This is a genomic window from Sphaerochaeta sp. S2 (assembly GCF_016406725.1).
Classification (GTDB): Bacteria; Spirochaetota; Spirochaetia; order Sphaerochaetales; family Sphaerochaetaceae; genus Sphaerochaeta.
Genome location: NZ_JAEKNT010000501.1, coordinates 1 through 5,459, shown reverse-complemented (window position 1 = coordinate 5,459; position 5,459 = coordinate 1). Strand labels below are relative to the sequence as shown.

The following is a 5,459-nucleotide window of genomic DNA, read 5'->3' as shown; positions in this document are numbered from 1 at the left end:
CCCATATTCCTGTTGCTGAGAAGAGGGATGGAATGTTTTTCATCAACCCTGGCTCAGTATCCCTGCCAAAGGGTGGGTACCCGGCCAGCTATTGCTTGTTGGAAGACCGTACGTTTACCATCTATGAACTGGAGAACGGTAAGGAGATGATGAGCCTCACCATTTGAGGCTTACCACAACCTCCCCTTCTCTCTGGCTGATCTCTGCATTCCCTTGATGGAGACGCATGATCTGGGCAGTGATGGGCAAGCCCAAGCCACTACCGGAAGTACCTCGGCTGGAATCCCCCTTGCTCCAGGGCTCAAAGAAATCTATATCTTCTGCAATCGTCCCTTTGTTGGTGAAGGTCATGGTGTTCTTCCCAATGGACCAGCCAACCGAGCCCTCGCTTGACTGCAAGGCATTGGAGAGCATGGCACGGGATGCATAGCTGAGCAGGTTCTGGTCACCCTGCAAGGCGGCGTCCTCAGCGTCGAGATAGATACGATCCTGCTCTTCCTTGGTTAATGAAGAGAACACTTGCTGGATGAAGGAAGGGATTGCTATTTCCTCTCTTGTTACCTTCATGTCGGGACTTTGGAGATTGCTATACAGCACAACCTGGGATATACGAGCTGAAAGAGCATCATTCTCTTTCTTGAGTGACATCAAGGTCTTCTCATTTGCAGGAAACACCCCGTCAGCAATTCCATCAAGAAGCAGTTTCATACTGGCAACCGGAGTATTCAGGTCGTGGGAGATACTCCTGAGCCAAGCCTGCCGGCTTCTTTTATGCTGGGCAAGGTTCTCATCAAGCATCTTGATCGAGTCATTGATCACCCGCTGCTCATCTATCTTGGTCTTGGGGAGCTCAACCCCGTTCTCTCCACTGCTCAATTGCTCCAGTGCTTTCTGGATCCCCTGGGTATAGCGTTCGCTCCGCTTTGAAATGGAAGCTGCCATCATAAGGGCAATGACGAAGGCAATCGGCATCGCCCAGAGAATCGGAAAGAGCAAGCCCTTGAAGAGGTAACCGGTATTCTTGTAGGTAAAGGGAGTAAAGGTGAGCACATCAACCAAGGCAATCACCTCATCGTTATAGGAGATGACCAAGCTCCCGGCAATATCGGTAGCCTTCACCTGGGGAGGAAGGAGAATCGTATGTGTCTGTGATGCAGATTGTTGGTTCACCGAGAGAGAGGAAGTATCGGAATCCTTTTCTATATGCACCTCATAGACAGAACTGTGCATCTCGCTTGCAGAGAATCCTTGTTCAGAGATCTGCTGGTGGGCTCGTTGCATTGCAGGGGAACTCATCATCGGCCGCATACCCTCAAACTCATCAGAGGGAGGAACAGGTAGGGAGGCACCAGCACTGGTCATGCCATAGGCGATGGCCACTGTCCCATCAGGATTGCGGATATACAAACCACTGACCCGGTCATCGGCGGAGCGCAGCAGGACTTCCTCAAGGCTGATCAAGGAGTAGCTGCGACCCTCCAACCCTGCTGTCAGATTTTTGCTCAATGCAGAGAGATAGTCCTGGAAGACAGACTCTGTCCAGTTAAGTCGCTGGTGGTGGATAGTCACCAAGAATACCGTAGTCTGGATACCCACCACTACGGCAACCACCAATACGAATCCCAGGAAGAGTCTTACGAACTGCCTTCTCATAACACTGCGCCTTCCTTCTCATGCCCAATAAAACGATAGCCATAGCCACGAACCGTCTCGATCCAGGGACCGTCTCCAAGTTTGGAGCGGATATTCTTTATATGGGTATCGACCACCCGTTCATAGGAGTCGACAGCATAGTCGAAACACTCCTCAAGAATCTGGGAACGAGAAACCAAATGGTGTGAGTTTTCGATCAGGAATGCAAGGATTCTCCACTCAGCAGCGGTCAGGATAACCTCCTCTCCATCAACCAGAAGTTGATGGTCGGTCTCATCAAAGCGCATCGAGTGGTCATTGACGTATAGAAAGCCATCGCTTGGGCTGTAACTGTTGTTCCGGTATCGCCTGAGCACTGCCTGCACCCTGAGTACCAACTCCTTTGGGCTGAAGGGCTTTGAGATATAGTCATCAGCACCGAGTTCAAACCCGAGGATCCTGTCGCTCTCCTCACTGCGTGCAGTCATGAAAATCACCGGACAGTCACTCTTCTCCTTGAGCTGTTTCACAAAAGCAAAACCATCCCCGTCAGGGAGCATGACATCCTGGATAAGCAGGGATGGGACCTCTTTGGCAACAGCCTCCCGAACCGCCCTGAGAGTTGCGAACCCTTTTACTTGATACCCCGAGAGTTCGAGGTACTGGCGAACCCCCTCACGGATCACTTCATGATCCTCTACTATATATATAAGGTCCTGTGTTTCTGCCATTGGTTATTCCTCCCCTTCGCTTCCCTTACCGGGAAGGCTGGAAGTACTCTTACCGGCGAACCGGTAACCATATCCCCTGACTGTCTCGATCCACTGTGGCCCCATGGGCCCCATCTTTGCACGCATATTCTTCACATGCGTATCGACAATTCGGTCATACGACTCAAAACTATAATCAAAGCAGTGCTCCAATATCTGTGAGCGGGTGATGAGAATTCCACTATTGCTCACCAAGTAACTCATAATCCTCCACTCTGCAGCGGTAAGCGGTATCTGTGAACCGTCCAAGGTGAAGAGGTGACTTACCTCGTCGAACTGCAGTACAGACCCTGCCAATACCCAGGTGGAACCTCCCCGGTAAGAGGAGACACTGACATTAATTCGGCGGAACAGTGCGTGTACCCTGAGCACCAACTCCTTGAAACTGAACGGCTTGCATACATAGTCGTCAGCTCCCAACTCAAAACCTAGGATGCGATCACTCTCAGCAACCCTGCTTGTCACGAAGATGACCGGAAATGAATGGGTCTGCTTCAGTTTCTTGATATAGCTGAAACCATCCCCATCAGAGAACTGTACTTCCAGAAGCATCAAGTCAGGCACCTGACGGCTTATAGCCACCTGCACAGCATGCAATTCCTCAAACACATGCACCTCATATCCTGAAAGCTCGAGATACTGCTTTACCCCTTCTCGATCCTCATTTGTGGGGTCAACGACATAAATCATCTTCATATGCAACATCACCATACCTTTGCTCGTCTGACAAGCGTTCTTGTGGATTCAACACATATCTCCACATTATCTTCACATTTCCTCTTAATAATAGACAGGGTGTGTACTGGCTGTCAAATACAACAGCTGATAATCACATAATTCATCCATTCTGCACGCGTGTGGAGATATCCGACCAAAACACCCGTCTATTGCACTGGATAGGCTTCCACGCTACACTTGGCCAATGAAACTCAGGTGGAAAACCCTCATTGGAGACACTCTCATCCTTGCCCTCTGCATTCTTGCCCTTGTTGCCATCAGCAGGCAGACTGCCAGCGGGGGAAGCGGTTATGTCCAGGTCCAGAGCAGTGAAGCCACCTACCGCTACAGTCTCGATGTCGATCGTGAGATTACCGTACAAGGGCCACTGGGGGAGACCCACATAGTCATCGAGGATGGTCACGCCCACATCGAGGACTCAGCCTGCCCCACCAAGAGCTGCACCTTCCAGAAACCCATTTCAAATGCACGCTCCTGGATCGCGTGCCTTCCAAACCAGGTGCTGCTTACCATCGTAGGCAGCAACAGCGAGAATCTGGAGGTTGATGATGTCGCAAACTGAGAAAAAAATAGCCTTCATCAGTGCAACAACCCTCCTGCTTTCCACCTTGGAGTACCTCATTCCGAAACCCCTTCCCTTCCTTCGTTTGGGATTGGCAAACCTCCCCCTCCTGGTCATCCTCGATGGTATGTCCTTTGGTCCATTCTTCATTATCCTGCTGCTCAAGGCAGTCGGCCAAGGCATGGTAAGTGGAACACTCTTCTCCTACCTCTTCCTGATTTCCCTTGCAGGCACCCTGAGCAGCGGTATCGCCATGAAAGGGGCCAAGCAACTCCTTGGACTTAAGGTCAGCCTTGTTGGCTGTTCCCTGCTTGGGGCCTTTGTAAGCAATCTGTCCCAACTCCAGGTTGCTTCCTGGGTTGCCTATGGCCCCTCCATCTGGATAGCCGCACCGCTTATGCTTGCACTCGGCATGGTCACCAGCTTTGCGTTGGGACTGCTTGCTGAGATTTATCTACAGAGGGGAACAACGGGAAAAGCACTCACACAGGGAACCCTTTCCCTCTCCATACCTCCCACCGAAGAGAAAGTCCCTCACAAACACCTGCTATTTGCCTCTCTGCTTGCCATTGTGGCAATCCTCCTCGCAAAAGGTCTCATCACACTTGCTGTTATCACCGCATTGATGTATCTCCTGCAATGGGTCGCAGGGAGAAGGATCCGGATCATACCAGCCCTTATGCTTATCTTCTCACTGGTTGTGTTAAGCCTGTTTGAACCTAATGGGAAAGTATTGTTCAGCATGGGAACGCTTGCCTTCACCGAAGGCTCGCTAACGATTGCCCTCACCAAGGCTCTCCGCCTGCTCGCCCTCCTCTCAGCCAGCCAGAGCCTGAGTGCAAGTAATCCAAAGATTGAAGGAAAAGCTGGCACCCTGCTTGCCCTAACCCTTGCTTATTTCAGCCTACTCACCCGATCATTCCGGGAAACAAAAGGCTCTGTCATACAACGTGTAGATCAGGCACTGCAGGCAACTGCAAGTGGGAAAAGTACTGATAAAACACCTCCAACCACGCATAAAAAGCCAATCAACATACCACTGTTCCTTTTTATTGTTTTGGGTGTACTTGCTGTCTCACTCATAAGCTTAATAGTATATTAAGTTCTATCGGGTAATATTATTTGATACTACTGTCATTTTATTTTTAAATTTTTCCAATTTATTTTATTTATATATGCACTAATCTGATATTTAGTGCATTTTCTTATGTATTTTTATTCCTTTTATTTTTTTAAATCGTATTGACCTTATTAGATATATTTTTATACATTGTAGCCAAGAAACCTTAACGAGGAGTACATCATGGCTGATAAGAAACAAACCGAAGAGCTTTTTGCAGGACAGAAAGAACTCCAGGACATGATCGAACGTGTAAAACGTGCACAAGCCAAATTCGCTACCTATTCACAGGAACAGGTCGATGCCATATTCCGCTCTGCTGCCATTGCAGCAAACGACGAGCGTATCAAGTTGGCCTTAATGGCGGTGAAAGAGACCGGCATGGGCATTGTGGAGGACAAGGTTATCAAGAACCACTTCTCCGCAGAATACATCTTCAACAAATACAAGGATGACAAGACCTGTGGAATCATTGAGGTGGACCAGGCCTTCGGTATCAAGAAAATTGCTGAGCCGAAGGGCGTCATCTGCGGTATTATCCCTACCACCAACCCAACCAGTACCGCAATCTTCAAGAGCCTGATCGCCCTGAAGACCCGTAACGCGATCATCTTCAGTCCACACCCAAGAGCAAAGG

The 5,459-nt window shown here is 49.5% G+C and carries 6 protein-coding genes; 3 read left to right on the top strand and 3 right to left on the bottom strand.

Annotated elements, in window-relative coordinates:
* Positions 1–156: 156 nt before the first annotated feature.
* From JF818_RS14600 to JF818_RS14590, 3 genes are read right to left on the bottom strand one after another with little or no spacing between them, the layout of a single operon-like run.
* Positions 157–1,653, bottom strand: coding sequence for a HAMP domain-containing sensor histidine kinase (locus JF818_RS14600; protein ID WP_198892702.1), 1,497 nt, complete (start codon positions 1,651–1,653; stop codon positions 157–159).
* A complete protein-coding gene (locus tag JF818_RS14595) occupies positions 1,650–2,363 on the bottom strand; it encodes a response regulator transcription factor (protein WP_198892701.1) in 714 nt (237 codons plus the stop codon). Before JF818_RS14595 ends, JF818_RS14600 begins: the two co-directional genes overlap by 4 nt.
* Before the next feature lie 3 nt (positions 2,364–2,366).
* Positions 2,367–3,098, bottom strand: a complete 732-nt coding sequence (locus JF818_RS14590) for a response regulator transcription factor (RefSeq protein ID WP_198892700.1) — start codon at positions 3,096–3,098, stop codon at positions 2,367–2,369.
* Between the two features lie 226 nt (positions 3,099–3,324).
* On the opposite strand from JF818_RS14590, the gene JF818_RS14585 reads away from it, so the two are divergent.
* The 3 genes from JF818_RS14585 to JF818_RS14575 form a co-directional block, all read left to right on the top strand.
* Positions 3,325–3,702: a NusG domain II-containing protein gene (locus JF818_RS14585; RefSeq protein ID WP_198892699.1), complete on the top strand. Its 378-nt coding sequence runs from the start codon at positions 3,325–3,327 to the stop codon at positions 3,700–3,702.
* Positions 3,689–4,804 (top strand): Gx transporter family protein, encoded by a 1,116-nt coding sequence (locus JF818_RS14580; RefSeq protein ID WP_198892698.1) that lies wholly within the window; start codon positions 3,689–3,691, stop codon positions 4,802–4,804. Before JF818_RS14585 ends, JF818_RS14580 begins: the two co-directional genes overlap by 14 nt.
* Before the next feature lie 201 nt (positions 4,805–5,005).
* Positions 5,006–5,459, top strand: a 454-nt coding sequence (locus JF818_RS14575) for an aldehyde dehydrogenase family protein (protein ID WP_198892697.1), incomplete at its 3' end; no start/stop codon positions are given.

What these genes read in the sequence shown, in the direction of transcription:
- JF818_RS14600 (WP_198892702.1), bottom strand. Translation starts at nt 1,653, where the DNA reads ATGAGAAGGCAGTTCGTAAGACTCTTCCTGGGATTCGTATTGGTGGTT.
- JF818_RS14595 (WP_198892701.1), bottom strand. Translation starts at nt 2,363, where the DNA reads ATGGCAGAAACACAGGACCTTATATATATAGTAGAGGATCATGAAGTG.
- JF818_RS14590 (WP_198892700.1), bottom strand. Translation starts at nt 3,098, where the DNA reads ATGAAGATGATTTATGTCGTTGACCCCACAAATGAGGATCGAGAAGGG.
- JF818_RS14585 (WP_198892699.1), top strand. Translation starts at nt 3,325, where the DNA reads ATGAAACTCAGGTGGAAAACCCTCATTGGAGACACTCTCATCCTTGCC.
- JF818_RS14580 (WP_198892698.1), top strand. Translation starts at nt 3,689, where the DNA reads ATGTCGCAAACTGAGAAAAAAATAGCCTTCATCAGTGCAACAACCCTC.